General features: G+C 48.1%; 20 protein-coding genes and 2 pseudogenes. 7 read left to right on the forward strand and 15 right to left on the reverse strand.

Going from position 1 to position 26926, the window contains the following annotated elements:
• Nucleotides 1-39: 39 nt before the first annotated feature.
• Nucleotides 40-2154 carry a peptidylprolyl isomerase gene (locus ABV409_RS06435; protein ID WP_353876724.1) on the forward strand — a complete coding sequence of 705 codons (2115 nt, stop codon included), beginning with the start codon at nucleotides 40-42 and terminating at the stop codon, nucleotides 2152-2154.
• Here the strand turns inward: ABV409_RS06435 and ABV409_RS06440 are convergent.
• Together ABV409_RS06440 and ABV409_RS06445 are read right to left on the reverse strand one after the other, a co-directional pair.
• Nucleotides 2151-3062 carry a GYDIA family GHMP kinase gene (locus ABV409_RS06440; RefSeq protein WP_353876725.1) on the reverse strand — a complete coding sequence of 304 codons (912 nt, stop codon included), beginning with the start codon at nucleotides 3060-3062 and terminating at the stop codon, nucleotides 2151-2153. The genes ABV409_RS06435 and ABV409_RS06440 overlap by 4 nt on opposite strands.
• Nucleotides 3063-4379, reverse strand: coding sequence for a hydroxymethylglutaryl-CoA reductase, degradative (locus ABV409_RS06445; protein WP_353876726.1), 1317 nt, complete (start codon nucleotides 4377-4379; stop codon nucleotides 3063-3065). It lies immediately after the preceding gene.
• 134 nt (nucleotides 4380-4513) lie between these two features.
• Here ABV409_RS06445 and ABV409_RS06450 point away from each other — a divergent pair, with 134 nt between their 5' ends.
• Together ABV409_RS06450 and ABV409_RS06455 are read left to right on the forward strand one after the other, a co-directional pair.
• Nucleotides 4514-6673, forward strand: a complete 2160-nt coding sequence (locus ABV409_RS06450; RefSeq protein WP_353876727.1) for a S9 family peptidase — start codon at nucleotides 4514-4516, stop codon at nucleotides 6671-6673.
• Between the two features lie 15 nt (nucleotides 6674-6688).
• Nucleotides 6689-8221, forward strand: a complete 1533-nt coding sequence (locus tag ABV409_RS06455; protein WP_353876728.1) for a peptide MFS transporter — start codon at nucleotides 6689-6691, stop codon at nucleotides 8219-8221.
• Between the two features lie 9 nt (nucleotides 8222-8230).
• Here ABV409_RS06455 and ABV409_RS06460 read toward each other — a convergent pair whose 3' ends face one another.
• Genes ABV409_RS06460 through surE form a run of 5 tightly spaced genes read right to left on the reverse strand, consistent with a single transcriptional unit; the run spans nucleotide 8231 to nucleotide 12998 of the window.
• Nucleotides 8231-10246, reverse strand: a complete 2016-nt coding sequence (locus ABV409_RS06460) for a ComEC/Rec2 family competence protein (protein ID WP_353876729.1) — start codon at nucleotides 10244-10246, stop codon at nucleotides 8231-8233.
• A 1-nt stretch (nucleotide 10247) separates the two neighbouring features.
• On the reverse strand, nucleotides 10248-10802 hold the full coding sequence (locus tag ABV409_RS06465; protein ID WP_353876730.1) for a C40 family peptidase: 555 nt from the start codon (nucleotides 10800-10802) through the stop codon (nucleotides 10248-10250).
• 27 nt (nucleotides 10803-10829) lie between these two features.
• Entirely contained in the window at nucleotides 10830-11939 is a 1110-nt protein-coding gene (gene lpxB / locus ABV409_RS06470; RefSeq protein WP_353876731.1) for a lipid-A-disaccharide synthase, read from the reverse strand.
• Nucleotides 11939-12226, reverse strand: a complete 288-nt coding sequence (locus tag ABV409_RS06475; RefSeq protein ID WP_353876732.1) for a hypothetical protein — start codon at nucleotides 12224-12226, stop codon at nucleotides 11939-11941. The genes lpxB and ABV409_RS06475 overlap by 1 nt, the downstream gene beginning before the upstream one ends.
• The gene (surE, locus tag ABV409_RS06480; protein ID WP_353876733.1) at nucleotides 12219-12998 is read right to left on the reverse strand and encodes a 5'/3'-nucleotidase SurE; all 780 of its coding nucleotides are present in this window, start codon (nucleotides 12996-12998) and stop codon (nucleotides 12219-12221) included. Before surE ends, ABV409_RS06475 begins: the two co-directional genes overlap by 8 nt.
• 191 nt (nucleotides 12999-13189) lie before the next feature.
• On the opposite strand from surE, the gene ABV409_RS06485 reads away from it, so the two are divergent.
• The gene (locus tag ABV409_RS06485; protein WP_353876734.1) at nucleotides 13190-15376 is read left to right on the forward strand and encodes a carboxy terminal-processing peptidase; all 2187 of its coding nucleotides are present in this window, start codon (nucleotides 13190-13192) and stop codon (nucleotides 15374-15376) included.
• A gap of 85 nt (nucleotides 15377-15461) precedes the next feature.
• A complete protein-coding gene (locus ABV409_RS06490; protein ID WP_353876735.1) occupies nucleotides 15462-16262 on the forward strand; it encodes a DNA/RNA non-specific endonuclease in 801 nt (266 codons plus the stop codon).
• Here ABV409_RS06490 and rodA read toward each other — a convergent pair whose 3' ends face one another.
• Together rodA and ABV409_RS06500 are read right to left on the reverse strand one after the other, a co-directional pair.
• Entirely contained in the window at nucleotides 16263-17546 is a 1284-nt protein-coding gene (gene rodA, locus ABV409_RS06495; RefSeq protein ID WP_353876736.1) for a rod shape-determining protein RodA, read from the reverse strand. It lies immediately after the preceding gene.
• Complete coding sequence (locus ABV409_RS06500; RefSeq protein ID WP_353876737.1) at nucleotides 17536-19404, reverse strand: peptidoglycan D,D-transpeptidase FtsI family protein; 1869 nt, start codon at nucleotides 19402-19404, stop codon at nucleotides 17536-17538. Before ABV409_RS06500 ends, rodA begins: the two co-directional genes overlap by 11 nt.
• Between ABV409_RS06500 and ABV409_RS16715 the strand changes: the two are divergent.
• Nucleotides 19373-19522: pseudogene (locus ABV409_RS16715) on the forward strand (hypothetical protein); the annotation flags it as partial. The gene ABV409_RS06500 and the pseudogene ABV409_RS16715 sit on opposite strands and share 32 nt — an antisense overlap.
• On the opposite strand, the pseudogene mreD reads toward ABV409_RS16715, so the two are convergent.
• The 6 genes and pseudogenes from mreD to ABV409_RS06530 form a co-directional block, all read right to left on the reverse strand.
• Nucleotides 19480-19935 (reverse strand): annotated as a pseudogene (gene mreD, locus ABV409_RS06505) (rod shape-determining protein MreD); the annotation flags it as partial. The pseudogenes ABV409_RS16715 and mreD sit on opposite strands and share 43 nt — an antisense overlap.
• A complete protein-coding gene (gene mreC / locus ABV409_RS06510) occupies nucleotides 19925-20743 on the reverse strand; it encodes a rod shape-determining protein MreC (protein WP_353876739.1) in 819 nt (272 codons plus the stop codon). The pseudogene mreD and the gene mreC, both read right to left, overlap by 11 nt.
• A gap of 56 nt (nucleotides 20744-20799) precedes the next feature.
• Nucleotides 20800-21828: a rod shape-determining protein gene (locus ABV409_RS06515; RefSeq protein ID WP_353876740.1), complete on the reverse strand. Its 1029-nt coding sequence runs from the start codon at nucleotides 21826-21828 to the stop codon at nucleotides 20800-20802.
• A gap of 55 nt (nucleotides 21829-21883) precedes the next feature.
• Complete coding sequence (purH, locus tag ABV409_RS06520; RefSeq protein WP_353876741.1) at nucleotides 21884-23416, reverse strand: bifunctional phosphoribosylaminoimidazolecarboxamide formyltransferase/IMP cyclohydrolase; 1533 nt, start codon at nucleotides 23414-23416, stop codon at nucleotides 21884-21886.
• Between the two features lie 88 nt (nucleotides 23417-23504).
• Complete coding sequence (locus ABV409_RS06525; protein ID WP_353876742.1) at nucleotides 23505-23957, reverse strand: GAF domain-containing protein; 453 nt, start codon at nucleotides 23955-23957, stop codon at nucleotides 23505-23507.
• A 61-nt stretch (nucleotides 23958-24018) separates the two neighbouring features.
• Nucleotides 24019-26343 (reverse strand): hypothetical protein, encoded by a 2325-nt coding sequence (locus tag ABV409_RS06530; RefSeq protein ID WP_353876743.1) that lies wholly within the window; start codon nucleotides 26341-26343, stop codon nucleotides 24019-24021.
• A 122-nt stretch (nucleotides 26344-26465) separates the two neighbouring features.
• On the opposite strand from ABV409_RS06530, the gene ABV409_RS06535 reads away from it, so the two are divergent.
• Nucleotides 26466-26876: an HYC_CC_PP family protein gene (locus ABV409_RS06535; protein ID WP_353876744.1), complete on the forward strand. Its 411-nt coding sequence runs from the start codon at nucleotides 26466-26468 to the stop codon at nucleotides 26874-26876.
• The last annotated feature ends 50 nt before the right edge of the window (nucleotides 26877-26926 follow it).

Consider the following 26926-nt stretch of genomic DNA (forward strand, 5'->3'; position numbering starts at 1 on the left):
TAATTTCGCCCACTAAAATCAAGAAAAAGTAGTAGCTAAATGGCAATTTTAGAGAATATTAGGAAGCGAACCACCGTATTGATCTTGATCATCGGTATGGCCCTTTTCGCCTTTGTGATTTCAGGGGTATTCACCAGCAGTGATTTTTCAGGGGGCAAGGTTGGATCTTCTTTGGTCGATGTGAACGGCGAATCCATTTCAATCGATGATTTCAGACGACGCGTCGAACAGGCGTCAAGACAATACCCTCCCAATTTTTCATCTACCCAATTGGTGAACACCATTTTCGATCAAGAGGTGCGAAAGGAATTGTTGAACCAACAATTCGAAGATTTGGGTATCGCGATCGAGAGTGATCAGATCGTTGAATTCGTCAAGACCACGGGTTATGCCCAGATTCCTGATTTCCAAGATGAGAACGGAATTTTCAATGCAGAGATTTTCAAAAATGCCATTGCCGATTGGAAGATTAACGACCCATTGCGCTACGATGCTTGGTTGCAAGATGAAAAGAACATCATGCAAGCCGCCAAAGAGCAGATGTACTTTAACCTGATCAAGGCCGGCGTTGGCGCCACCTTGGCCGAAGGGGAATTCGATTATCGCTTGGCCAACGACAAGGTCGATCTGCAGTATGTTCGTGTACCTTACAGTTCGATCGCCGATAGCATGATCCAGGTTTCCAAAGACGAAATCGCCGCTTACATCAAAGAACATGAAGCGGACTATAAGCAAGACAAAGCACGTGACCTTCGCTTCGTATTCTTCGAAGAAAAGGCTTCTGCCGATGATGAGAACCAGGTGCGTGATGCCTTGATCGCCCTGTTGGATGATAACGTGACCAATGCGGCCGATACGACTTATGTCGAAAAGCAATTCAAGAATACCGATGATATGGAGGCTTTCTTGGATCGGAATTCAGATCAAAAATTCGATACCATTTTCAAAGCGAAGAAAGACCTTCCCGCCATTGCCGCCGACTCATTGATGGCCTTGTCCATTGGGCAAGTCTATGGGCCTTACCGTGATGGTGATTTCTTCAAGGTCTCGCGAATGATGGCAAGACGACCCAATGGAACCGCAAAGGCCAGTCATATTTTGGTGGTTTATGAAGGAGCTACCCGGGCGAATCCTGAAATCAAGCGCACCAAAGAAGAAGCCGAGGTAGAAGCCAACCGTCTTTTGGCGGAAGCCTTGAAAGATGGGGCTGACTTTACCGCCTTGGCCAGGGACAATTCCGATGGTCCTTCGGCACCAAGAGGTGGTGACCTAGGGTACTTCCAAGAAGGGATTATGGCCGATGAGTTCAACGATTTCTGTTTTGACAACGAGGTCGGGAAGATCGGATTGGTAGAAACCGAATTCGGTTTCCACATTATCAAGATCGACGACAAACAAGATTTGGTACAAGTGGCCAACTTGGTAAGGGAAATCGAACCTTCAGAAACAACGATCAACACCTTGTTTACCGATGCAACTAAATTTGAAATGGCCTCTACCGATGCCGAAGCTGAAGCCTTCGGTGATGTTGCCAAAGAAAGTGAGTACACGGTGCGTCCTGTGAACAAAATCAAAGAAATGGATGAGAACCTACCCGGGTTGTCATCACAGCGTGCCATCGTACAATGGGCATTTAACGACGATACCGAAGTCGGTGATATCAAGCGTTTTGATTTGACGAATGGCTATGCAGTGGTCCAATTGACCAAAAAGCATCAAGAGGGCTTGATGTCGACCGAAGATGCTTCGGCGACCGCACTTCCTGAAATCAGAAAAGAGAAAAAGGCCGAACAGATCATTGCCGCCAATCAAGGCAAGTCGTTGCAAGACATGGCCAACGACAACAACGTGACCGTTTCGAATGCCACGGCAGTGACCAGAAACTCCCCCACCTTGCCAGGAGCGGGTAGGGAGCCCTTCGTAGTAGGAAGTGCCTTCGGAATAGGGGAAGGACAGACTTCCGAATTGTTGAAAGGCGATTCAGGGGTGTTCTTGGTACAAGTGAACAAAAAGACCGACGCGGTTGATTTGCCGAATTTCAGTACTTATAGTACCAACCTGACCACGTCAAACCGCAACCAGGTCAACGGATCGGTTTACAATGCCTTGAAAGAAGGGGCTGAAATCGAAGATAATAGGGCGACCTTTTACTAAAGGACCATTTCCGAATAGGAAAGTACCGTATGAAAACCCTTGGCTTTGAAATAGTCAGGGGTTTTTTCATTGCCGGAAGCCAAGACGAAGTCCCCACCCCATGCCCCTAGGCTTTTTATACTCCCCGCAAAATCAGCGAACAAGCGTTCTTTGATGGTGGGCACCCCCATGACCTTAGCAAGCAGGGCCTCGTGGGCTTCCAAGCCTTGGTCGAACGCTTCAGTCGTAGTAGCGGTGGTCAATTGGGTGGTCAGCATATTGATGTTTGAAATCAATTCGCTTCGATCGAAGCCGCGCTCCCGATAGGCCTTGATGCCTTCCCTGCTATTTTGTTTTTGGTTCAGGTACACGAAAAACAGCCGGTTTTTAAAGGGAGGGTCGAAAGCGGCTGGCTGCACGACGTGCCCGTTGGCGGTCAGCCGATAATGCAAGGGCGTATTGTGCTGCGCACAAGCGATATCGTACCCACTGCCCCCAAAGGTCATGGCCAACAACCTATAGGGGTCTACCTTGGCCCATTGGGCCAAGTTGTTGATGAGGGTCGAAGAGGAACCCAAACCCCAATGACGATCGAAACCCAGATGACTGTGTGCCGTCACCCCATGTGATAATGAAGCTAAAAAATCGGGTCGTAATTGCCCACAGGCCCGAAATACTTCTTGCAAGCGTTGCGCGATGGTGGTATCGGAGGTAGACCGGATCCTAAGTGAAGGCGCCTCGAATGTAACTTCAAACCAGATGGTTCCTTCGGTATCATGACTATACCAATGGCATTCGCCGGTTGCCCCTTGGCTCAATTCCAAAGCCTGCCCAAATACCGTGGGTACGGCCAAGGCAGTAGCCCCATCGAGCACGGCATACTCTCCGGTCACTAGCAATTTACCATTACTGTAAAAGCGCGTTTGCATTCAATCGGCTTGTATCTGTTGGAGTGCGGCCTTAACGGCCGCGTTGCTTATGGTCTTGTCTTTGAAATGGGCTACCAGTCGTTGTTTTTCCATTTCATTGGCACCCAATTGGTTCAAGAGGTTCAATAAGTGCATTTTCATATGCCCTTTTTGGATGCCCGTCGTAATCAGTGATCGTACCGCAGCAAAGTTCTGTGCCAAGCCGGCCACGGCGCAAAACTGCATCAGTTGCTTTGCGGTCGGGTGCTGTAGAATTTCCAATGAAAGCCGGACCAAGGGATGCAGGCTGGTGAGTCCGCCTACGGTTCCTAGAGCGAGGGGGATATCGATCCAAAACCGGAACCGATCCCCGTTGACCTCTGCATGGGTCAGGCTTGAATACCGGCCCGACCTGGCTGCGTAGGCATGTACCCCGGCCTCAACGGCCCTAAAGTCGTTTCCAGTAGCCAAAATAACCGAGTCGATACCGTTCATGATGCCTTTGTTATGGGTAACGGCACGATGCGGTTCCGCCTTGGCAATGGCAATGGCCTGAATGAATTTTTGGGCGAAAGCTTCCGGGGCGATGCCTTCGTCGTTCAAGTCATTGATCGGGCATTCGACTTCCGCCCGAACGACACAATTCGGCACGTAATTGCTTAAGATGCTCATGATTACGGTCACCGAGGTTTTCGCACGCTCAAAAACGGTATGGCGAGCCGCTTCCTGTTCAAAAGTGGTGGCGAACTGTTCCAAGCAGGAGTTGATAAAATTGGCCCCCATGGCATCCAAGGTCTCGAAGGTACAATGCAGTTGGTAATAATGCTCCAATTCATCGGTACGATCGCGTAGTTCAATGGCGTTGACGCCGCCGCCACGTTTTTCCATACTTGCCGTGATCCCGGCCGCAGCTTCTAGGAGCTTGGGGCGTACCTGTTCGAAAAAGTCGTTCAGGTCTTGGCGATCTCCATCGAAAAGGAAATGGACTTGCCCGACCTTTTCGGTGCCCAAGACCGTAGTCTTGAAACCCCCGCGCGCCAACCAGAACTTGGCGGCTTTACTGGCCGCTGCAACTACCGAACTCTCTTCAATGGCCATGGGCATGGTATAGAGCTTCCCATTGATCATGAAATTCGGGGCCACCGCAAAAGGGAGGTAGTAGTTCGAAACGGTGTTCTCGATGAACTCGTCATGGGTCTTCTGAAGTTGTGGGTCGGTATTCCAATACTGTTCGAGGGTGGCTTTGGCTTTTTCCCCATCGGAAACACAGTTCTTGGCGATCCAATCTATTTTTTCAGTTTTGGAAAGTCTTGAAAATCCTTCAACCGGTCGATGCATGTTTTTTACTTGGATTTTCAAAGATAGCGAATCGGCTTTTTGGCAGAATTCTTGTTGCACAATTCTCAATACAAAGTTTATATTTTAGGCAAATTATTAGTAAACTTGAAAGTTTTTAATCAATTTTTCCCTTAATGCGCAAACCCGTTCTTTTCGTACTGCTCGCAATCGGTTGCATCACTTTGCTTCCGGCCCAAAAAAAACAGATCACCCTTGAGGAAATATGGCGGGGAGCCTTTCGAACCCAGCGCTTGGACGTACTTCGCTCCATGAACGATGGGCAGCATTATACGGTGCTGAACTACGAGGGTAGTCCGCGAACAAGCCGTATCGATAAATACGATTTCAAGACTTTGGAAAAGGTGGGCACCTTGGTAGAGGCCAATGGGGATATCCCGAATTTTTCATCCTACGAATTCAGTGCCGATGAGTCGAAAGTGATCTTGGCGACCGAAGTGGAGGCCGTTTTCCGTCGCTCTCGCCTTGGGATATATTACGTATATGATTTCGCGACCAAGGCGTTGACGAAGATCGCCGAAACAAAAATCCAGGAACCTGAATTATCACCAGACGGGTCCAAGGTGGCCTATGCTTTTGAAAACAACCTATATGTTCGGAACCTGGCCGATGGCCAAGTGACCCAACTCACCCAAGACGGGGTGTACGGGAGTATCATAAACGGCATCACCGATTGGGTCTACGAAGAAGAATTCGCCTTTGTCCAGGCCTATGGGTGGAACAGTAACGGCAGTCGGATCGCCTTCCTCCGTTTCGATGAAAGTGAAGTGCCCCACTTTTCAATGGATGTCTATGGCACCGACCTCTATCCCTATCCGTACGAGTTCAAATATCCGAAAGCAGGCGAAGCCAATGCCGAAGTAAGCTTGCACCTGTATGATCTAGCCAGTGGAGAAACCGCTGCGGTGGCTTTGCAGGATGCGTATTACATCCCCAGGATACAATGGATGAACCATCCGGATCATCTCAGTGTCCAAGTGATCAACAGGCACCAGAACCACCTGTCTTTGCTCAAGGTAGATGCGGCCAAGAACCAAGTAACGACCTTATTGGAGGAAAAAGACGCGGCCTATGTCGACATCCATGATAATCTGACGTTTTTAGCCGATGATAGCTTTATTTGGAGCAGTGAAAAAGACGGTTTCAACCACATTTACCTGCACAAGACCGACGGCCAGTTGAAGACCCAATTGACCTCAGGGGAGTGGGAGGTGACCAACTATTACGGTTACGATGCCAAACGCAAGAAAGTGTATTACCAATCGGCCGAGAACGGTTCGATCAACCGGGATGTGTACAGTGTTTCGGTATCGGGCAAAAACAAAAAACGCTTGAGTACCAAGGAAGGAACGAACTCGGCGGCTTTTAATGCCGATTATACTTATTTTATCAATACCTACAATAGTGCGACCACACCGTTTGAGTATACGATGCATCTGGCCTCGAACGGAAAGAAGTTGAAAGACATCAAAGACAACGATAGCCTGCTCGAAAAATTGGAAGGGTATGAAATCAGCCCCAAGGAATTTTCGACCATCGATATCAATAGGAATGCATTGAATATGTGGATGATCAAACCCGCTGATTTCGATCCGTCAAAAACCTACCCGCTTTTGATGTTCCAATACAGCGGTCCGGGCTCCCAACAAGTAGCGAACCGATGGATGTCGAGCAACGATTATTGGCACCAAATGTTGGCCTCTGAAGGGTATATCGTTGCCTGCGTCGATGGCCGGGGTACCGGGTTGAAAGGACGCGACTTCAAGAAAGTGACCTATTTGAATTTGGTCAAGTACGAGACCGAAGACCAGATCGCGGTAGCGAAAAAACTCAGCGAATTGCCTTTTATCGATGAAGACCGCACGGGTATCTGGGGGTGGAGTTTCGGCGGGCATATGAGTACCAATTGCCTATTGAAAGGAAACGACGTCTTCGAAATGGCCATTGCGGTTGCCCCGGTGACCAGCTGGCGCTTTTATGATACCATTTATACGGAGCGCTTTATGCGCACCCCACAAGAAAATCCGGAGGGTTATGACAACGAATCACCCTTCAATTACCCCGAATTGCTGAAGGGGAAATACCTGCTGGTTCATGGATCGGGTGATGACAACGTGCACGTTCAAAATTCGATGCGCATGATCGAAGCCTTGATCCAAGCGAACAAACCGTTCGATTGGGCCATCTATCCTGACAAAAACCACGGCATCTATGGCGGCAATACCCGCCTCCATCTCTTTACGAAGATGACCGAATTTGTCAGACAAAACCTGTAACCAAACTAACTCAATATGTCGGAAGTTGTTAAACCAGCCCACGAGAAGCAGATTTTAGGCCACCCGCAGGGGTTGTTCTATCTGTTCTTTGCCGAATTATGGGAACGCTTTAGTTTCTACGGAATGCGTGCGCTGTTGACCTTGTATATGGTCAACGTAATTTTTGAAGCCTTGTCTACCAGGGATTATGCCGCAGCGGCGGTATATGCTTCCTACGGGTCGCTCGTGTATGCCTCTACCGTTATCGGTGGTCGTATTTCGGATACCATCTTAGGAATGCGCCAATCGATTTTCCTGGGTGGTATTTTGATGGCTTTGGGCCACTTTGTACTGGCCATCGAAAACAACATGGCCTTCTTTTTGGCCTTGGCCTTTATCATCGTAGGTAACGGATTCTTCAAGCCCAATATCTCGACCTTCGTAGGAACCTTGTATAAAGATGGGGACACTAGGAAAGACTCCGGATTTACCATCTTTTACATGGGGATCAACATCGGCGGGTTCATCTCCCCGCTGCTTTGCGGATGGTTGGGTGAAACCTACGGGTGGCACTACGGCTTCGGTCTGGCCGGAATCGGTATGTTGACCGGCTTGTTGTTTTTCTGGAGCGGAATCAAAAAGAACGTCTTCGGCGAAGGGGGTAAACCCCCAAGTGTCGAAGTTTATGAACGCAAAGTGATGGGCTTGCCCCAGCACCAATTGGTTCGGATATTGGCCTTTATATCGGCCCCTTTGATCGCCTTCCTCTTGTATTCATACAAGTCATTGGGAGAAAAAGGGACCTTCTTTGGGGATATCAATATCGTCAACCTCTTGTTCTATTTTGTCGGAATCGCCGTTTTGGCCTATATGGCCTATATTATGTTCAAATCGACCGTAGATGAGCGGAAAAAGCTCTTCATGGCGCTTTTGATCACCTTTTTCATGACCATCTTCTGGGGCTTCCATGAATTGCATGGTAGCGTGATCACCTTGTTCGCGGCGCGCAATGTCAACCTTTCGTTGATCAACGCCAGTCAGACCAACGCCCTGAACTCCATGTTCATCGTGATTTTGTCGATACCGATATCCTTGATGTGGACCTATTTGGCGAAAAAGAAATTGAACCCGAGAACCCCGTATAAATTTGGAATGGGGTTGTTGTTGGCCGGTCTGAGTTTTTACATCGTTTCCTTGAGCGGTAACAGTGCCGACGAGAACGGAATGGTGCCTTTTTCGTATTTATTGGCCTTGTATTTCATCATCTCCGTAGGGGAGTTGTTTATGTCTCCGGTAGGTCTGTCGAAAATCACCGATCTTTCCCCGAAACGTATTGTGGCCTTTATGATGGGGGTATGGTTCCTGTCTTCTGCCTATGCCTTTCAAATCGTAGGTTTTATCTCGAAACAGCTGGCTGTTGAAAGTACCGATAGCAATGTTGGCGGGCTTCAGACCTTGAATATCTATTTGGACGGATTTCGATTGATCGCGATTTATGCCCTGGTCGCAGGGGCAGTAGTCATCGTCTTCGGACCTTTGATGAAACGATTGATGGGCAACGTGCATTGACCTTGTCTCTCATTCAAAATAAAAAGCTCCCTTTTCACCTGTATAGTGGAAAGGGATTCTTTTTTGTCTACAACTCCGTTTCCAGCGTTCGATATCTTGGAAATAGTTGCTACCATCGGCAATGACCTGTTTCGGTCTGACGGAATCCAACAAACGTTCGAAGTTGATTTTTGGCGACTGGGTGATGACTAGACAATCGAATCCCTGCTCTTGGGGGTATTCTGCCGAATCGTCCATGACGAAGAGCAGGCGATTTCCGATGCGATAGTGGTTTTTCAAGGGGAGTGAGTCTATAGATCGGATTCCGGCCCCGACTGAATAATCCGATAAGATTCTTTGGAACTCCGCTTTTTCGGAATGGAAGACCGTGAGATGGGTGGCGGTCTGCGCCAGTAAAACACTATGTCTTGAACGGTGTGCCAACACCAATACTTCCTGATGCCGCTGCTGCAGGTTTTTGAAGATACCCCAAGATTGAAAAACGATGATAGTACATCCCAAATACCAAACCCGCTGCCATTTCGGCTTGGCCAAAAACAGGACCAGCCCGATGATCATGACATAACAAAGGATGACTTGCATGCCGTCGAACGATATCCCCTGGTAAAGAAAGGCTTCTTGCCCCGCTACCCAATTGACCACGGTATTCATGTACCGGATGAAGTACTGATAGCTCTCAATCAGAAATTCCGGCAGCCATTCACAAAAGGCCAGAACGATGATGCCCAACCCCCCTAGGAGTACCACCCCTAATAAGGGCACTATCAAGAGGTTGGAGACAAAGAAAAGGGCCGGAAACTGATGGAAGTAGAACAGACTGATGGGCAGGACGCCAAGTTGGGCCGCGATACCCACGGCGAACAACTGCCATGCTTTACGGATGGGGTATCCCGTCGGACGCCAAAACGCCAATAGTTTGGGATAGATCCATACGATGGCGAAGACGGCCAGATAGCTCATTTGAAAACCAAGATCGAAAAGAAAGTAAGGGGCCGCCAAGAGGATAAAGAAGATAGACCAAGCCAGTACATTGTAGGTATTACTTGGGCGATTCACGGAACGGGCATAAGCGAGGAATGAAAACATGGTGACCGCCCTAACTACCGAGGCCGAAAGACCTGCTAAAAACGCAAAGGACCATAACATGAGGATGAGCAACATAGGTTTCAAAATACGACCGTATCGAATGCGTTCCAGCGGTTTGAGGACCATCTCCAAAAGCAATAAAAGAATACCCACATGCAAGCCCGATACGGCAAGGATATGCACGGCACCGGCATTTTTATAATCCGAGTATACCGCCTCTGAAATGGAATTCCGCTGTCCTAAAAGCAAAGCTTGCATCACCCCGAGTTCCGCCGCGCCGAAGGCATGCATTTCCAGCTTGGCTATAATCCTTTCGCGGAATCCTTCTGCGATGCCCCGCAGGGTTCTTGAAGTTTGCGGTAGTATCTCGATGACCTCAGGTTCGACGCTAAGTTGGTGCTGTATGCCCTTTACTTCCAAGTAGGTTTTATAATCGAATTGGTACGGATTTCGCGGTGGCGGGATGTCGCGGATACGTCCCACTACGATGAGCTGATCGTCAATGTTAAGTGCTGGGCGAACCGAATCGATCGAAACATAAAGTAATACCTTTCCTTGGGTCTTTGAACGCCCCATACGTTGCAGTTGTGCAACATATCGGGCGGCAAAAGGCAAAGGTTTTAACCGCTCGCTGATTTTTAGTTGTAAGGGCCGTTCGGACCTCCAATCGGGAACTTGGGAGTAATGGTCGTTGAAATTAGCCCCGATCGTGAATGAGTAGGCCAATACCCCCATTGCGATGACCGTACACAGGGTCACCCATTGAAATACGGGCGTATCACGCCGTCGATTTTGGAATTGGAGTAGGCCGAGGGTCAAGAGGCCCAAGCCTACGATGCACCCCGGTAGGACCGGGTCGGTATGAAACCATCGCCCGATGAGAATGCCGATGACCAAAAAAAAGGCCATGCGCACCGAAACGAAATCGATGTGGCGCATTTTAGAGTATGCGGGTCGCTTTGACGAAGGCATGGTTCCAGAAGCCTTCCCGCAATGAAGAAACAATCACCCCTCGCGAACTGGTCGCATGGATGAACTTCACCTCACCACCTTTGACGTCGACCACCAAACCGACGTGGTTGATGCGTTTGCTACTTTTCTTGGTCCTAAAAAAGACCAAATCCCCCTTGCGTACCTGTCTTAGTTTGACCCGGCGCCCTTCGTTTGCCATTTGGTAGGATACCCTCGGAAATTGGATCGCATTTTCTTTAAGGGCCACGAAAACCAAGCCTGAACAATCCATCCCCTTTCGGGTAGCCCCTCCGAATTGGTATTTCACTCCTGAAAAGGTCATGGCCGAGGCGATGACGGCATCGACAGTACTGTTTTTTGGGGCTTCCGGGGCTGGGGGCGGGGTGGTCGGCACCGAAGGTGAACCTCCTGAAGAACGCACGATGACGGTGGGTCTGTTGGTCGAGCGGGTAATGGGTTTTTTCTTCGTGCCACAACTGCCTAGTAGTAGCAACAAAATAACGATAAGCGGTCTTTTCAACATCCAAGTAGGTTTACTCGGAAACCAAAGTTACGTATTTTGGACTATCATTTTTGCGACCCGTGTGCTCGCGCCCTGTCCACCCAGCTTGTCAACAAGGGCATCATAGGCTTGGAGCATGGCTTCCCGATGGGGACCGGTCAATATTTTCCCCAATTCCGAACTCAGGTTATTGGTGGTCAAATCATTCTGGATCAGCTCTTTAACGATTTCCTTTTCCATAATGAGGTTGACCAACGAGATATAGTCCAAGGTAATGATCCGCTTTGCGATTTGATATGAAATCCAATTCCCTTTATAACATACGACCTGGGGTATTTTGAACAAAGCGGTTTCCAAGGTTGCCGTGCCACTGGTCACCAAGGCGGCATGGGCATGGCGAAGCAAGGAATAGGTTTGGTCGGAAACGAAGGCTACGCCATTGCGGTTTAAAAAAGGAACATAGAAGCTATCGTCTAAGCTTGGGGCACCGGCAATGACGAATTGATAGTCGCCGAATTTGGGGGTGACCGATAGCATGATGTCCAACATTTTCTTGACTTCTTGTTTTCGGCTTCCAGGCAAGAGGGCGATGATGGGTTTTTCGAGATCAAGTGCATTTCGAAGTCGAAACGTTTGATTGCTTGCGGTATCGGTATTCGCAATGGCATCCAATAGGGGGTGCCCTACGAATTGGACCTGATACCCGAACTTTTGGTAAAAGGCTTTCTCAAAGGGCAGAATGACGTACATCGCATCGATATCACGTTTGATTTTTTCAACCCTACCGGCCCTTGAAGCCCAGACTTGGGGTGAGATGTAGTAATTGGTTTTGAATCCTTGTTTTTTGGCCCATTTCGCGATGCGTAGGTTAAAGCCCGAAAAATCGATGAAAATCACCACATCGGGTTTGAAGGCACTGATATCCTGCTTACACAACTTGATATTCTTGAAGATCGCCCCCATATTGCGGACGACTTCGATAAAGCCCATAAAGGCCATTTCCTTGTAGTGTTTGGCCAGTTCACCACCGGCCGCGGCCATCAAATCACCGCCCCAACAGCGCACCGAGGCATTCGGGTCTTGTTGCATTAAAGCTTTGACGAGATTCGAACCGTGCAAATCCCCTGAAGCTTCCCCAGCGATGATGTAATACTTCATTAAAACACTTTATAATACAAAATGACCAATGCGGTCACCAATGTGGCGATCATTACCCCGCGTGCCCTAAAATCACGTTTCAATCGCAGGAAGGCGAAAAAAGCGATGAGGTTCAAAATCGCACCAAGGGCTAAAATACTCCCAACATGGCCTTGTTCGACAGCGGCTTTGAAGGTTTCGACAATGCTGAATTTGGAAAATAGCACGATATACAGCAGCGTGCCGAAGGTATTGGCGATAATGCCTACGACGAACCCGATCAGGGTTTCTTTGGTTTTCTTATCCATTCAACGTCCAGTTTTTGATGTGGTCCATAGCTTGGTGTGCAGTGAGGTCGAATTGGGTCGGTACCACCGAAACATAGCCATTGCGCAAGGCCCATTCATCAGTATCTTCCCCTTCGTCGAGCAATTTATATTCGCCGCTCAGCCAATAATATTCCTTGCCCGTCGGACTCACGCGTTTGTCGAATTGTTCGATCCAATTCGATTTGGCCTGGCGGCACACCTTGATACCCTTGCTCGGTATCCCATCCGTTTTCGGGATATTGACGTTGAGTACCACCCCTGGGGGCATGCCATGGGCAAGTGCTTCACTCACGATTTGCCGTATAGCATGGTCGACGCCATTGAAATCGGCATCCCATGAATAATCGCAGAGGGAGAATCCGATGGCCGGAATCCCTTCGATTCCCGCTTCGATAGCGGCACTCATAGTACCTGAGTAGATGACGTTAATGGCCGCGTTTGAACCGTGGTTGATGCCACTGACCACAAGATCTGGCTTACGATCGAGCAATTCCTGCAGGGCCAATTTGACGCAATCGGCCGGCGTACCACTGCAACTGTATTCGGCTGGTGCCCCTTTATCCGGGTCGATCACCACTTTTTTCGAATACAGGGTGCTGTCGATAGTGATGGCATGGCCCATGCCCGATTGTGGGCTGTCAGGGGCGACCACGACGACTTCGCCGAGCGTGTCCATCAATTCGATCAATTTTCGCAATCCGGGAGCGGTTATCCCATCATCATTGGTGACCAGGATCAATGGTTTTGACATGACGTATACTTATTGGCGCAAAAATACGTTTTTCATTAGGATGATCCTGCCTTGGCCGTTTAACAAAAAATTAAATGGGGCCACATTTTGTGGCATGATTTTTTCAGTATATTAGGGAATTCGTATTGAATCAAAAAACGACTGAAAGCAGGTTGTCCGGTAAAACAACCCCCAGTCCCAAAAAGCGAACTATGAAGAAGAACGTTGTATTTGGATTTTTAATCCTACTCATTGCTGTGGCCTCGTGCAGCTTTACCAACAAATCTTTCGAGACCAACGATAAGGACAAGTTGTTGCTTGACCTGATTTCGTATGTTCTTGAAAAAGGGCACTATGAACCGAAGGATATCAACGACCGGTTTTCGGCCAATGTCTATGAGGATTTCATTGATATCATCGATCCCACCAAACGCTATTTCCTGGCCAGCGATATCAGGGAATTCGAACAATACAAGTATCAAATCGACGATCAAATCAAGAATACCGATATCAGTTTTTTCAATTTGGTCTACCAACGTTTGATGAAGCGTATGGATGAGGCCAAAGCGATCTATGCCGATGTCCTTGACGAATCTTTCGATTACACCAAGGAAGAAACGATTAGTGTCGATTACAAAGACGAGGGTTATGCCGCCAACAAAAAGCAGCTAAAAGAACGCTGGAGAAAGCAGCTGAAGTACAATGCCCTCGGGGTGTATGACAATAAAATCAAAATCAGGAATACTGCTACTTCAGGAGGGACCGGTGAGGACTTGGCCAGTGCCGAAGTGGAAGTAGTCGATCCCGTACAGCAAGAGTTGAAGAACATGACTTTGGCCGAAGTGGAACAGGCGGCCCGGGAAACCACGAAAAAGACCTTAGACGATTTCTTTGATTTCGTCGACGATTTAGAACGCAAAGATTGGTTCGTACAGTACATCAATACCATTGTTGACGAGTTCGATCCCCATACGTTTTATTTCGCTCCGGAGGAAAAAGACAAATTCGACATCAGCATGTCGGGTAAGTTCGAAGGTATCGGAGCCAGACTACAGAAGAAACCCGAAGGGGCCAAAGTGGTCGAGATCATCTCAGGAGGACCGGTATGGCGTGAAAAAAGCCTAGAAGTAGGTGATGAGATCCTAAAAGTAGGACAAGAAGGGGAAGAGCCTATCGATATCGTAGGAATGCGATTGGATGATGCCATCAAATTGATCAAAGGCCCAAAAGGGACCATCGTTGATTTGACGGTCCGTAAGGTCGATGGCACCATCGATGTGGTATCCATTACCCGTGATGTGGTCGAATTGGAGGAATCCTATGCCAAATCGGCGACCGTCATCAAAGGTGAGCGCACCTATGGGTTGATCGATCTTCCTAAATTCTATGTCGATTTTGAAGATTATACCGAACGCAATGCCGCCACCGATGTGGCCAAGGAAGTGGAGCGTTTGAAGCAAGCCGGTGCCGAAGGCCTTATTTTAGACCTTAGGGACAATGGTGGTGGATCCTTGAAAACGGTGGTTGAAATGGCCGGTCTCTTCATCAAAGACGGACCCATCGTTCAGGTGCGTTCTTCGGGCAAACGTAAAGAAGTACACGAAGATAAGGACGAACGCATCCAGTGGGATGGTCCCTTGGTAATCTTGGTGAACGAACTTTCAGCTTCGGCTTCAGAGATTTTGGCGGCAGCCATGCAAGATTACAAAAGGGCCGTAGTCATCGGTAGCAAGCAAACCTTTGGTAAAGGAACCGTTCAAAACGTCATTCCCTTGGATAACATCGTCCGTAGCAACGAACACGGCGATTTAGGAGCGATAAAACTAACCACTCAGAAGTTCTATCGCATCAACGGAGGCTCTACCCAATTGGAGGGGGTCAAGAGTGATATCGTCGTACCGGACCGTTACAGTTATATCGATTTGGGCGAAAAAGACCAAGACAACCCCTTGGGATGGGATAAGATCAGTCCGGCCGATTATATGGTCTGGGACGGGTATATCGACTACGAGGGTACCATTGAAAAAAGTATGGCCCGAATGGCCGATAACGAGCAGATCAAATTGATCGAAGAAAACGCAAAATGGTTGCGCGCCCAGCAAGATGAAACCACCGTATCGCTGAACTACGAAACGTATAAGGCCAACCAAGAGCGTAACAAAGAACGGTCGAATTACTTCAAGTCATTGGCCGATTACGATTCAAGGTTGACGTTTAAATCCTTACAGTATGAAAGGGACTTGTTTGCCCAAGACCCGATATTAAGGGAGAAAAGGGATAGATGGCATACTGATTTGGCCAAGGATGTCTACGTCGAGGAAGCGATCAACGTATTGCAGGATCTAAAACTCAACGCCATCAAGAACGCAAATACGAAACTAGCGAGCGTGAAAGGCTAATGCCAAAAAAACATCATATGAAAACCTGCTGTTCACAGCAGGTTTTTTTGTTTCTGGCCGTGAAATTCCTTTGTTTGCAGTCTGAATGGGCAAGCAAAAGAAAATATATACCCTGCTCTTGGCAATTTGCATCGTTGGCTTTTGGGTCTTCGAAAATTTCTATACCCCGGCCAGTTATTCAAAGGAAGGTGGATCGGAAGGGATTCCTTTTGATGCGGGGCTTTTACCGGAATCGACTACCAATTCCGTTGTGGCACATCAATACTATATGCTCTCGTATAGCGAACCCTTTGAACAGGCCGAGTGGGTGGCCTATTCCCTAAGTCGTGACCAATTGACCGATGATGACAGAAGACGCCCCTATTTTATTGAAGATCCCGATGTTCGGACCAAGTCTGCCGACTGGCGCAATTACAAGGGATCTGGTTTCGATCGGGGCCATTTATGCCCAGCAGGGGACCGGCGTTTTTCAGAACAAGCGTATAACGAAACCTTTTATACCAGCAATATCAGTCCGCAACGGAACGATTTCAATGCCGGGGTTTGGAACCGTTTGGAACAACTAGTGCGCTACTGGGCCAAGCGATATGGTCAGGTTTATGTGATCACGGCGGGGGTACTGGAAGCGGGTTTGGATGAAATCGGAGGGGAGGATGTGGCCGTACCCGAGGCCTTTTACAAAATCGTATACCGTGAAGAGGGGGATAAGGCCCTGGTACTCGCTTTTTTGATCCCACATGAGGAATCAACGGCCCCCTTGTCTTCGTTCTTGGTGTCCGTCGAAGCCTTGGAAGCGGAGACCGGAATCGATTTTTTCAACTCGAAACCAACCGATTGGCAAAAGCGCTTGGAAGGTCAGGTGCGAAAATCCGAATGGTCTTTCTGATCAAATACCCTCACTCAAGCGAGCCGCATCGAATTTAAGGAAGATGAACAGCATGGCGGTAAAGAACAATAATCCGGAGCCTCCATAGCTGAAAAAGGGCAGTGGGATACCGATAGTAGGGAGTAATCCGATGACCATACCGATATTGATGAAATAGTGCATGAGTAAGATCGAAATGATCCCATACCCGTACATTCTCGGAAAATCGCGTTTTTGCCGTTCGGCGAGATGGATGAGTCTCAAAAAGAATACGGTGAATAGCAAAATGATGAACGTCGTACCCAAAAACCCCCATTCCTCACCTACCGAACTAAAGATATAATCCGTATGCTGGGCAGGTACGAAATCACCTTTGGTTCGCGTGCCTTCCAGAAATCCTTTTCCTGTGAAACCACCTGACTCGATGGCCTTTTCCGATTGGTACGTGTTGTATCCGATGGTTTTCTTGATCTGTTCCAATTTTACCGGGTCCTTTTCCAATCCCAACCAAAGTCCAAAACGATCGCGATGGCGTTGTTCAAAAATGTTGTTGAAAACGAAATTGACCGAAAGGGAAACCGCCACGCATCCTGCTAGAAACAGGACCAATGGAAAGGTCGGAATCTTGAGTTGGGGTTTCTTGAACAAAAAGAACAAGGAGGTCAACACACCTAAACCGATGATGACCCAGATGTAACCGAACATCAAGGTGGTTACGAACAAGAGCACCAACAGTAAGGCCAAGCCAAGGTACCTTAAGGGGAATCCTTCCCGGAACAAAACGAAAAAAAGCGAAAAATAGACCAAGGCACTTCCAGGATCGGGTTGGGGCAATATCAAAAGGACCGGCACCATGATGATCAAGACCGCATATAACTGATGTCGTATGCGTTTGATGTCGGTTTGAATGTCACTTAAATATTTTGACAAAGCCAAAGCCACCGCCATTTTTCCCAACTCCGACGGCTGCAGGTTGAAAAACCCAAGGTCATACCAAGAAGTCGCTCCGGCTATGGTCTCCCCAAAGGCGAACAGTCCGACCAACAAGATGATAGCGGCAATGTAGAAAATGCTCGCGAAGCGTTCGAAAAAAGAAGATTCGATCGACATCAATACCACGATTACGATGACCGATAACCCAATGAAAAAGAGCTGCTTTCCGTATGAAGTGGAAAAATCGATTAAAGACGCGGAGGCATCCGTAAGGGTCGTACTGTAAATGTTGACCCATCCGAAAAAGACCAATAAGGCGTAAAGCAGTACGGTAAGCCAATCCAAGCGTTTGAACACGCTGTTACCACGCATATTCATTGATCTTAAAAGGCTCGCCGCTATACGGTTTGGCGTATTCGTGTTCCAAGGTTTTCTCCAACATGCGTGATTCAAGATCCGTACGCGTGATGGTTCCCTTCAGGTATTTCTCGATCATTAAGGAGGCGATGTGCCCGGCATATCGGGCCCCATAATACCCATGCTCGATGTAGACCGCCATTGCGATCTTTGGATTTTCGACCGGGGCGAAGGCCACGAACACCGAGTGGTCGGTCAATTGAACCCGCTCTCCATCGATACGGGTGAAATTTTCAACGGTACCCGTCTTCCCCGCGATCGAGATTCCTGGAATGCGTAACCATTTGGCCGTACCTCGCTGATAAACCTCGGCCATGCCTTCGATAACGGGATCGAAGTGTTGTTTGTCAATGGTCGTATACTTGCGTTCGATAAAGTGGTGATCGATCGATGCCGTACCGGAAATCTGTTTGATCAGGTGGGGGGTATAGAAAAAGCCCCGGTTGGCAATGGCAGCGGTCATATTGGCCAGCTGAAGCGGGGTCGCTGCGACCTCGCCTTGGCCTATGGAATTCGAGATAATGGTCGATGAGGCCCATCGGTTGTCGCCATACCATTTATCGTAAAAGGCTTTGCTTGGAATCCGCCCTGGCCGCCCCGTCGGGATGTCTACTCCCAAATAACCACCAAGGCCGAAGCTGCGCATGTGGTTTTCCCAAATGTCCATGCCTTCATCGGTGGTTTCGAACTTATCATAGATTTTACGGAAGGTACCGGCGAAATAAGCGTTACACGAGGTGTAGATACCCGATTTCATGTTCCGGATACCGCCGCCGCAATGGCATCCTTTTTTCTGGTTTCCGACATAGAATCCATTATAGCAGCGAAAGGTGGTTTTGGTATCGACTACGTCTTCTTGCAGTGCAATCAAGGCATTAAGGGTCTTGAAAGGCGAACCTGGTGAGGGTTCGGCAAGAATGGAACGGTCCCAAGTCGGTTTGGAAATGCTATCGTAATGCAACTTGGTATAATTTCGGGATCGTTGCCGTCCTACCAAAAGGGCTGGATCATAAGTCGGACCGGAAATCATGGTCAGGATTTCACCTGAAGAAGGTTCGATGGCTACGATACCGCCACGCTTTCCATGCATGAGGCGTTCGCCATATTCTTGCAGGTCTTTGTCGAGAGTAATGTGTATTTCTTTTCCCAATTCGGGTAGGGTATCGAGTTTTCCGTTTTTATACGGGCCGATATCCCGGTTAAAGCGGTCTTTTTGGATGTATTTCACCCCTTTCCTTCCCCGTAAGAGGTCTTCATATTGTTTCTCGACCCCGGTTCGCCCCTTTAATTCCCCCGCCCTATAGTACGGATTGGTTCGCAAATCGGTCTCGTTTACTTCACTGATATAGCCCAACACATTGGCTCCACTTTCGGTCAAGTAATCACGCAAGGATCTTTTCTGGATGTAAAACCCTTGGTACCGTCTCATTTTCTCTTGCAATCGGGCATAATCTTCCTTGGATAGCTGCGGTACCAAAACCGAAGGCAGTCGCGGCGAATATACCTTGGCCCGTTTCATCTTTTTGATGAATTCTTCCTTAGTGATGCCCAAGAGACTGCTGAATTCCAAGGTGTCCAACGGCTTCACTTCACGCGGAATGACCATGACATCATAAGCCGGTTGGTTTCCGACCAAGAGCTTGCCGTTTCGGTCATAAATGTAACCCCGTTCAGGATATTCGTAAACCGCTTTGATCGCCGGGTCTTCCAACAATTGGTTGGGAGAAAAACTGAACAATTGCAAATACGACAACCTCCCGATAAAGGTGATTCCGATGATGATGATAAAGGATGAAAGCAGTAGCTTTTTCATAGCGGTCCAAATCTTTTCCCGTTATTCGTCGTCTTTGGCGAACAACGAACCCAACAGCATACAAATCAAGAACGTTACAACGCTTGTGAAAAGTATCTTGTTCAAAATTAATAGGATATGCGAGAAACTTAAAATTTCAAAGGAAAAGAATAGCGTATGGTGCAACACGGTCAGGATCCCCAAAAAGGTGATGCGTTGCAACCGGGTGGTATTCCGGAAGGTAAAACCTTGGAACTCGTAATTCGCCCCGAAACAAAACCTCAGGATCACCGGTCGGGCGTAGGCCAAGGTGACCGCCGCGATAGAATGCAAGGCCATGGTGTCTGAAAAAAGATCAATGGTGAACCCCAATGCGAAACCTGCCAGAATGAACAAGGCCCTGTTTTCATGTATGGGGTACCAATAAAAAAAGAGGATATAAACGAAGGGGTTGATGTACCCCATGAAGTTCATGTGGTTGAAGACCAAAATCTGGGCCAAGACCAAAAGCAAAAAGCGGATGCCGTTTAATAGAATCGGATTATTTCGCATTGTCGGTCTTCTTTTCTAAGTCGAGGACCTCTTGTCGGTTCCGGTTCTCGATGACATAGACGTTCTTCAAGTTCGCCATGTCATTGAACAATTTGACATCGATATTGAAAAAACTTCGGGCTTCGTTCAAATCGTATTTTTGGATGACGCCGATCGGAATGTTTTCAGGGAAAATGCTCGACATGGCCCCGGTCACGATGGTATCGCCCACATTGACGGGGACCAATCGCGGAATATCGACCAGTTGAACCACATCGAAACGGTCGGCATTCCATTCCAACGAACCGAAATAGTCGGTGTTCTTGATTTTGGCGTTGATACTCGATCGGGTATTCAAGATGCTTTGAACGGTCGCATAGTTCGTTGAGGTGTTCTCGACGATCCCTAAAATACCATCGGTTGTGATGACCCCCATATCTTGTTTGATTCCATGGCTCCTGCCTTTGTTGATCGTCAGGTAATTGCGGGGCGAGGCGTAGCTGTTTTTAACGATGCGGGCATTGATTACCGCATAGTCTTGTAGGCTGCTATCCAAGACCTGGTCGTTCACCACTTGGGCATTGAACAACAAGACCCGAAGGCGTTCATTTTCTTCGACCAATCTTCGGTTTTCCTCTTGAAGACCAAAATAATCCTTGATGTTGGTCGAGGTGTTATAAACACTGCCAGTGACCCATTTGGAGGAGTTGAAGAACTTCGATTGGTGGTAGGCGTGTGATAGAATGGTCAAAAACACGGCAATCAACAAAAGCCCAGAATAAAGGAATGCGTTCTTATAACTTAGAATGATGTTGATGATCCTTTGCATTCCTGGTCTTGGTTTCCGGCACTATGTCAAAAAGGGTCCCGTGTTCGTTCTGGGACTTATTTGATCAAGATATTTTTATAGCGCTCGAGGTTCTTTAACGTAATGCCCGTTCCACGTACAACGGCACGTAAAGGGTCTTCCGCGATATAGACCGGAAGATCCGTTTTTTGTGAGAGTCGGCGATCCAATCCTCGGAGCATCGAACCACCCCCGGCAAGGTAAATCCCGGTATTATAAATATCGGCGGCCAATTCAGGAGGTGTTTGCGAAAGGGTTTCCATAACCGCATCCTCAACACGCAAGATACTTTTGTCTAGGGCTTTGGCGATTTCGCGGTAGGACACCTGCACCTGCTTGGGTTTTCCTGTCAAAAGATCACGGCCCTGGATCAATTTGTCGTCGGGCGGTGACTGTAGGTCTTCGGTGGCGGACCCGATGTCGATTTTGATGGCTTCCGCTGTGGTCTCCCCGACGTACAGGTTGTGTTGGGTACGCATGTAATAGATGATGTCGTTGGTGAACACGTCACCCGCGATCTTGACCGATTTGTCACAGACGATCCCTCCTAGGGCGATTACCGCGATCTCAGTGGTACCTCCTCCGATATCGACGATCATATTCCCTTTGGGCTGCATGATATCAAGACCGATACCGATGGCAGCGGCCATGGGTTCATGGATCAAATACACTTCCTTTCCGTTGACCCGTTCGGCTGATTCGCGAACGGCGCGCATTTCAACTTCCGTAATCCCCGATGGGATACAGATGACCATACGAAGGGCAGGTGGGAACCATTTTTTCTTTAGGGCCGGAATGTTCTTGATGAACATATTGATCATCTTTTCCGACGCATCGAAATCGGCGATTACCCCATCCTTCAAAGGTCGGATGGTCTTGATGTTTTCATGGGTCTTGCCCTGCATCATGTTGGCCTCACGCCCGACAGCGATGATCTTGCCCGAAATTCGATCACGGGCAACGATCGAAGGGCTGTCAACAACCACTTTGTCCAAATGTATGATGAGGGTATTGGCGGTACCGAGGTCAATGGCGATTTCCTCGGTCATGAAATCAAAAAATCCCATAAAAAGCGTTTACTATCGGATTAAAGGTAAATTTTATCGGCAAAAGTAGGAAAAATTAATGCTTAAAATGCCGAGTTCCCGTCATCACCATCGCCATTTCGTTTTCGTTGCAATAGTCGATGCTCAATTGATCTTTAATGGAACCCCCAGGTTGGATGACACTCACCACCCCTGCTTGGTTCGCGATTTCAACACAATCGGGGAAGGGGAAGAAGGCATCGCTGGCCATCACAGCCCCTTGCAGGTCAAAGTTGAACTGCCCGGCTTTGTGTATGGCTTGGTTCAAGGCATCTACCCTTGAGGTCTGCCCGGTACCACTGGCACAAAGCTGTTTGTTTTTGGCCAATACAATGGTGTTGCTCTTGGTGTGCTTGCAGAGTTTTGAGGCGAAGATGAGGTCTTCCAATTCTTCTGGCGTAGGTTGTTTTTCGGTGACATAGGTCAAATCGGCAACCGAATCGGTCTTGGCATCCTTTTCTTGCAACAAGGCACCGTTCAAACAGGTGCGCACCAACATTTTCGGTAAATCCACGGGTTTTTGCACCAACAAGATCCTGTTTTTCTTTCCTTTCAAGATGGGTAGGGCCGCTTCGCTGAACGAAGGGGCGATGACCACTTCGCAAAACAGCTTGTGGATTTCCTCGGCCGTTTCGGCATCGATCTCCGTGTTCGAGATCAAAATGCCCCCAAAGGCCGACACCGGATCACCGGCCAAGGCATCGACATAGGCTTGGTAAATCGACCCACGGGTAGCCAGACCGCATGCATTGTTGTGTTTTAATATGGCAAAGGTGGGGTCGTCATCCTTGAATTCCTCCATGAGATTCACCGCGGCATCGACATCCAATAGGTTGTTATATGAAAGCTCTTTGCCATGCAATTTGTCGAACATGGCTTCAAAATCACCAAAGAAAAACCCTTTTTGATGGGGGTTTTCGCCATAGCGCAATACTTTGCCTGTGGTTTCACTGACCTTCAAGGCCGGCAGTTCGTGATCTTGGTTGAAGTAGTTGAAGATCGCAGTGTCGTAATGCGATGAGATGTTAAAGGCTTTTGCGGCGAATTGTTTGCGTTGGGCCAAAGTAGTCGTTCCATGGCCTTCGTTCAAAATATCCAAGAACGATCCATAGTCTTCCATAGAGGAAACGCAGAGCACGTCCTTGAAATTTTTGGCCGCGGCGCGGATCAAGGAGATACCACCGATGTCGATTTTTTCGATGATATCCTGTTCGGAAGCACCACTCGCCACTGTTTTCTCAAAGGGATATAGGTCTACGATGACGATATCGATTTGGGGGATATCGAATTCTTTGAGTTGGGCCGCATCCCCTTCATGGTCCTGTCGGTTCAAAATGCCCCCGAATACTTTGGGATGGAGCGTTTTGACCCTGCCCCCTAGGATCGAGGGGTAACTCGTCACCTCCTCTACCGGTACGACCGGTATGCCCAAGTCCGTAATGAATTTTTCGGTCCCACCTGTGGAATACAGCGTGATGCCGAGTTCGTGTAATTTTTCAACAATGGGTCCCAAACCGTCTTTATGGAACACGGAAACTAAGGCCGAAGTGGCTTTTTTAGTGGATTGCATAGGTATTTGAGCTGCGAAAATTAAGCTTCAAAAATACCCTTTTTAACAGGATGGTTCATAGGGGGTTATCAACAAAAACGGTAAAGTTTTAAAGAATTCCCGCCACTTGTTGGTTTACGAATTCCAAGAAACGTTCGTCTTCACTGGAAAAGGGATCCGGAGTGTTCGAATCGATATCGATCTGGCCGATGTTTTCCCCGTTTTTAAAGAGGGGCACCACGATTTCCGATTTTACCGTCAAGCTGCAAGCGATGTAGTTGTCTTGGGCCTGAACATCCGGCACCACGAAATTTTCATTGCTTTCCGCCACCTGTCCACAAATTCCCTTTCCAAATGGAATGATGTCATGATCAGTAGGTTCACCAGCGTACGGACCCAATTTCAATTCCCTTTTATCTCCGTTTTTGAAATAGAATCCGACCCAGTCGTAATAGGCTACGGACTTTCTCAAGGTTTCGCAGATTTGCTGCATTTTCTCGGAAGCGGAATGCTTGGAATCCGCGATAATGGCTTCGATCTCTGGTTTTAAGGATGCGAACATAAGTAGTTTGTTAATTCACGTCAAAAGTCGGAAATAAGTACGAAAACTGTCAACGCCCGGATCAATTTATTGCGAGGGTGATGTCTTGTGACGAGATGGTTCCCGATTCCGTGAACCCTTCAATGATGATCCGTATGCCATCTTGATTGTCACGCGGTACTGTAATGGGTTGCGAATGGTTGTCCAGCCAATACCAGCCCAGAATTCCGAAATGTTCAAAAGCCAGGCCATTAGTGATATAATGCTGCCGTTTGAAAGGAACGTGTTCGTAAAACCCTTTTTCCATGACCAATGCTTTGCTGGTCGATCCGCGCACGTTCTCGGTTCGGTTTTTATAGGCTTCGTTGGTAAAAACGACCATAAGGAACGAACAACTGGTCGGTCGATCAATATAGATTTCATCAATATATTCCATGGCCAGGTTTTCATAAGGGTCGGTGTAGGCCGAGTAGATCCCATCGATCATCACCGCCGGGAAAACATACCCACAACGGTTTGAGGACTTCCCCAAACTTATCGATCCCGCCCTCCTCGTATCGGGAAACCCGACAGGAACGGCCAATGGGGCAAACCCTTCCTTTAGCAACATTTCGCGCAAGGTTTTCATGCCTATCGAACTATCGACCTTGACCCCGAAAAAGGTCTTGAAGTATTTTTGGTACTTCAATTTTTTGGCGCTGACGGTTACCCCTTCCAGTTGTTGTAGGTTGGGGTCGTTCGCATCCGAGGAAGTAACCCCCGCAGCGGCGGCAGTTGAGGCTATTTGCACCACGTCTTCGGTGGTGAAACGATGTCTGAATTTGTCGATTCCAGGCTGGATGCTATAATTGAATTTTGCCTGATGGGGTTTCCCATCGTTTCCGATGAGCGAAAAGTTGAGTGTACTGCCTTCCTTAAAACTGATATCCTTGAAGGTAAAACGGCCATTGCTCACAGTACTGTTCCGAAACAGTTCGTTCGATTTTGAATACAATAAAACGCTTTCCGGAACGACTTTCTTCGAAACCGGTTCAACGACCCCTAGGATGCCTCCTGTCACATAATTTTCATTCGGGATTCTGAGGTTTTCGTTAAAAATGTTCCGCCAGTCGTACTTCGCTTTGGCAAACAAGGTAAGATCGTCGGTACGGTTATCCAGACCAGGAACCCCGGCCACCGCAGTCCATAAATGGGTCCACTGTGCCCCTTTGAAATAAGGTTCGAGCTGTAGGGCGAAAAATGCGTTTTTTCGAAATCGTTGGGCTTGGGTGCCACTAGGGAGTACCGATAAACTTAAAGAGCCCTTTTGCATACTGAGAGCGATACGAATGGAATCTTGGTTTAAACCTTCCAATGCGGTTTCCATTGCCGTGTTTTTTTCTTTCTGTTGGAAGAACAAGCGTTCGGTCCATACCTTTTTTTCGGCGTCTATCACGGTCAGGGTATTCATTCCTTGAAACAAGACGTCATAGGCAAGTTTGAACCGGTAGTTTCCGGATGCACTGTTTTCGGGAAAAGGGAAATCCAAGAGCTTATTGTCCTTGTGGAGGTAAAGCCTGAGGGGAGCTCGTTCATTTCGAGTTCTGCGGTCGGTCAATTGCACGATCAGTTCTTCGGTTTTTGGATTGCGGTGCAATGAGATGGCCACTCCGTTTTCCGAAACTTCGGGCAAGGGTTGGCGCAGGATGCTATCCCCCAAATCCGCGATCAGAACATAGGCGTTCCCTTCTTTGGGAATGAAGTTGAAAGGGATCAAGGAGCGACTCGCTACCGCTGGTTTAAGGATCAGCTCCCCTCGGGCATTCCGAACTTCCAGGCTTTTCGGATGAAGCGATTGTCCGTGAACATCGGTAATCCGAACCATGCAATTGGCCATGGTTCCGGCTACCAATTGCCCACCTTCCGCAACGATGGCTATTTGCGGCTGCAGACTCCGCTTTTGATAAGCATAGTCCAAAGGGTCTAGATTGAAATCTTGCTGTACCCGAATTGGGTAGATCGAGCTGTCGTCTTCTTCGAAACCCTGCATGCTGGCCGTGTAGGCTTGTAAAAAATACAAACCCGAAGGTAAGGAGGGTGAAAGAACGATATCGCCTTTGCCATGGCCGTTTCGACTCAAGATGATGCGTTGATCGATTCGTTTTCCGCCTTCGGTCAATAGATCGATATAGACGTACTCCTCGTTTCTGCTCGGAAAATCAAGGGTTTGGTTGAACAGATAGGTGCTGAACCAAATGCGTTCGCCCCCATTAAAGACGGTTTTGTTCAAATGCACATGCACACTTTTTCGGTCGGTTTTGAAATACTCATGATAGGCATCCGCGACACCCTGGGCCAAGGTCGAATCGCGTTGGGCGATCGTATTCCATGAAGCTAGAATGACCAGGACCGGCAGCAGCTGTTTCATCCCCTTAAAATAAGGAATAATTCGTTGTGTTTTGTGAAATCAGCTCAAAGGAACTCTTAAAGTTGGGTTAAGGAAATCGCCTTTTTTAAGGCTCAAAATCAGGATTTTGTACCTTTGTAGCTATGAACGAAAGGTTGCGACGGATCGTATCCCCATTTTTGGCCCTATTGGTGCTATTATCGACGGTTTCTTGGTCGGTTGAAAAGCATCTGTGTATGGGTCGGGTCATGGACATCGCATTTTTTCACCATGCCGATAGTTGTGGTATGGAGGAAGGAATGGAGGCCATGGGCCTATCGACGGATGCCATGGATTGTTGTGACGATGAGGCGTTTACTATAGAAGGTCAAGATGACCTAAAGATTACATGGGAAGACCTCAGTGGGGAACAGCAGACCTTCGTTACCGTTTTTGGTCAGGTTTTTCTATTGCAACTGCACTTGCCTTCAGAACAGGTGATTGCAACGACCGACTATCCTCCTCCATTGTTGGTCTATGATCTACAACTCCTTCACGAGGTCTATTTGATTTGATCGGGTGCCCATTGACGCCGTAGATACGGCAATGTTCTAGAGTACCCAAT

The sequence above is a fragment of the Flagellimonas algarum genome, from assembly GCF_040513375.1.
Lineage (GTDB): Bacteria > Bacteroidota > Bacteroidia > Flavobacteriales > Flavobacteriaceae > Flagellimonas_B > Flagellimonas_B algarum.

Coding starts and splice junctions, on each gene's coding strand:
- ABV409_RS06535 (WP_353876744.1), top strand. CDS start 26,466: ATGAACGAAAGGTTGCGACGGATCGTATCCCCATTTTTGGCCCTATTG.
- surE (WP_353876733.1), bottom strand. CDS start 12,998: ATGTCAAAACCATTGATCCTGGTCACCAATGATGATGGGATAACCGCT.
- ABV409_RS06500 (WP_353876737.1), bottom strand. CDS start 19,404: ATGAAAAAGCTACTGCTTTCATCCTTTATCATCATCATCGGAATCACC.
- purH (WP_353876741.1), bottom strand. CDS start 23,416: ATGCAATCCACTAAAAAAGCCACTTCGGCCTTAGTTTCCGTGTTCCAT.
- ABV409_RS06435 (WP_353876724.1), top strand. CDS start 40: ATGGCAATTTTAGAGAATATTAGGAAGCGAACCACCGTATTGATCTTG.
- rodA (WP_353876736.1), bottom strand. CDS start 17,546: ATGCGTGGTAACAGCGTGTTCAAACGCTTGGATTGGCTTACCGTACTG.
- ABV409_RS06525 (WP_353876742.1), bottom strand. CDS start 23,957: ATGTTCGCATCCTTAAAACCAGAGATCGAAGCCATTATCGCGGATTCC.
- ABV409_RS06460 (WP_353876729.1), bottom strand. CDS start 10,246: ATGCGCCACATCGATTTCGTTTCGGTGCGCATGGCCTTTTTTTTGGTC.
- ABV409_RS06455 (WP_353876728.1), top strand. CDS start 6,689: ATGTCGGAAGTTGTTAAACCAGCCCACGAGAAGCAGATTTTAGGCCAC.
- ABV409_RS06515 (WP_353876740.1), bottom strand. CDS start 21,828: ATGGGATTTTTTGATTTCATGACCGAGGAAATCGCCATTGACCTCGGT.
- ABV409_RS06440 (WP_353876725.1), bottom strand. CDS start 3,062: ATGCAAACGCGCTTTTACAGTAATGGTAAATTGCTAGTGACCGGAGAG.
- ABV409_RS06475 (WP_353876732.1), bottom strand. CDS start 12,226: ATGGATAAGAAAACCAAAGAAACCCTGATCGGGTTCGTCGTAGGCATT.
- ABV409_RS06465 (WP_353876730.1), bottom strand. CDS start 10,802: ATGTTGAAAAGACCGCTTATCGTTATTTTGTTGCTACTACTAGGCAGT.
- mreC (WP_353876739.1), bottom strand. CDS start 20,743: ATGCAAAGGATCATCAACATCATTCTAAGTTATAAGAACGCATTCCTT.
- ABV409_RS06490 (WP_353876735.1), top strand. CDS start 15,462: ATGGGCAAGCAAAAGAAAATATATACCCTGCTCTTGGCAATTTGCATC.
- lpxB (WP_353876731.1), bottom strand. CDS start 11,939: ATGAAGTATTACATCATCGCTGGGGAAGCTTCAGGGGATTTGCACGGT.
- ABV409_RS06530 (WP_353876743.1), bottom strand. CDS start 26,343: ATGAAACAGCTGCTGCCGGTCCTGGTCATTCTAGCTTCATGGAATACG.
- ABV409_RS06485 (WP_353876734.1), top strand. CDS start 13,190: ATGAAGAAGAACGTTGTATTTGGATTTTTAATCCTACTCATTGCTGTG.
- ABV409_RS06445 (WP_353876726.1), bottom strand. CDS start 4,379: ATGCATCGACCGGTTGAAGGATTTTCAAGACTTTCCAAAACTGAAAAA.
- ABV409_RS06450 (WP_353876727.1), top strand. CDS start 4,514: ATGCGCAAACCCGTTCTTTTCGTACTGCTCGCAATCGGTTGCATCACT.